The organism is Promicromonospora citrea, from assembly GCF_013004695.1.
GTDB lineage: Bacteria > Actinomycetota > Actinomycetes > Actinomycetales > Cellulomonadaceae > Promicromonospora > Promicromonospora citrea.
Genome location: NZ_JABEMG010000261.1, coordinates 1 through 2123, shown reverse-complemented (window position 1 = coordinate 2123; position 2123 = coordinate 1). Strand labels below are relative to the sequence as shown.

Genomic DNA, 2123 nt, shown 5'->3' with positions numbered 1-2123 from the left:
GGCGGGCGCCCGAGGCGCTCGACGCCCGCGTGCGCGACGCCCTCGCCGCGCGCTCGCAGGCCGCGCTGCGGCACGAGGCGCTCGCGACCCGGATCCAGGCGGTCCGCCAGACGCAGACGAACGTCCCGGCCGACCTGGCCGCGGCGCGCCGGGCGGTCGCCGAGCAGGCAGGGCTCGAGATCTCTGCGCTGCCGTTCGCGGCCGAGCTGCTGCGGGTACGTGAGGAGGAGGCCGCGTGGCGGCCTGTCATCGAGGCGGTGCTGCGCCCGCTCGCGTCCGTCGTGCTCGTGGCGCCGGCCCACCGCGCCGCCGTCGCGGCCGCCGTCTCGGCGGGGCCCGGCCTGCGCTACCGGGTGGTCGGCGTGCGCAACGACGCCCCGCGGTCGGCCGACGACGCGTCGCTGGTGCACAAGGTCGAGGTCGCGGAGGGCCCGATGGCCGGGTGGCTGCACCGCCGCCTCTCCGAGCAGTACGACTACCTGTGCGTCGACGACCCGACGGGCCTCGACCTGCACGAGCGCGCCGTGACGCGCGGCGGCCTCGTGAAGCACGGGCCGGAGGAGATCGAGCAGCCCGGTCTGCCCGGCGTCGAGGACTGGGCGCTCGGCTGGGACGCCGACGACCGGCTGGACCAGCTCCTCGAGCTCGCGCGGGACAGCCAGGCCCGCCTCGCCGAGGCCGACGCCGCAGTGGCGGACGCCGTCGCCGAGCAGCGGGAGGCCGTGCGCCGCCAGCTCACGCTGCGGCACGTGGCCCGCCGCGAGTGGCGCGAGGTGGACATCGAGACGGCCGAGGCGGACCTGACCGACGCGCAGGCGTCGTTCGACCGCCTCCTGGACGGCACGATGGACCTGCTCCAGGCCTCGCAGGACGTCGCGGCCGCCGAGACGCGCCTCGACCAGGCGTGGGCGGCGGCCGCCGAGGCCGCTGACGCGCTCGCCGAGGCCCGCGCGCACCGCCGCTCGCTCGAGCGTGTCGTCGCGGAGCTCGGCGACGCGCCGACGACGGCGATCCCGCTCGCCCACCGCGAGGAGCTCGAGAAGCGGTACGCCGCGGTGCGCAAGACCGTGACCCACGAGGTGATCGACGACGTGTCGCTCGCCGTCTCCCGCACGCTCGACGCCGAGCGCGAGGCGGGGCTGCGCTCGTCGGCGGCCGCCGAGCGGGAGATCGTCGGGCTGCTGTCGGAGTTCCGGCGCCGCTGGCCCGCCGTCACGCGCGACCTCACGGCCCAGGTCGGCGACCGCGCCCGGTACCTCGAGGTGCTCGAGCGCATCCGGACCTCGCGCCTGCCCGAGCAGGAGGCCCGGTTCGCCGACCTGCTCACCGACCAGGCCCGGCGCGCGCTGCGCAAGCTCGCCGCCGAGATCCGGCAGGCTCCCGCGGCGATCCGCGAGCGCATCGTCGGCGTCAACACGGCGCTGCGCCGCTCGCCGTTCGACACCGACCGGTACCTCGAGATCCGGGTCAAGGAGCGCCGTCCCGCCGCGGTCGAGGAGTTCCTCGCGACGCTCGACGCCCTCACGGGGGACGACGAGCCCGAGTACGAGACGCTCGAGCGCCTGGTGCGCCGCCTCGCGTCGAGCGACCCGGCCGACCGCGCGTGGCGCGCCCTGTGCCTCGACACCCGCAGGCACGTGCACTTCACGGGTGTCGAGGTGACGGCGGGCGGCATCGCGCTGGCCGTGCACGACTCCTCCGCCGGGCTCTCGGGCGGCCAGCGCCAGAAGCTGGTCGTGTTCTGCCTGGCCGCGGCGCTGCGCTACCAGCTCGCCGGGACGTCGGACTCCGCGGTGCCCGCCTACGGCTCGATCCTGCTGGACGAGGCGTTCGACAAGGCGGACACGGCGTTCACGCGCACGGCCATGGACACGTTCGCCGCGTTCGGGTTCCACATGATCCTCGCGACGCCGCTCAAGCTGCTCCAGACGCTGGAGGACTACGTGGGCGGCATCGGCCTCGCGACGTGCCGTGAGATGCGCGAGTCGCGCGTCGACGTCGTGGTGCTCGACACGCCGCTGCCCGACGTCGAACCGGTCGCGTCGGCGACGCGCGCCGGGGCGGGTGGCTCGGCTCCGGGTGGGACGACCGCGGCGCCGGGGGCGGCCGCGGCACCCCCGGCG

Annotated in this window: 1 protein-coding gene; it reads left to right on the top strand. The window is 76.5% G+C overall.

Going from position 1 to position 2123, the window contains the following annotated elements:
* On the top strand, nt 1–2123 hold a 2123-nt coding region (locus tag HLB15_RS23410; RefSeq protein ID WP_283243492.1), incomplete at both ends, for an SbcC/MukB-like Walker B domain-containing protein.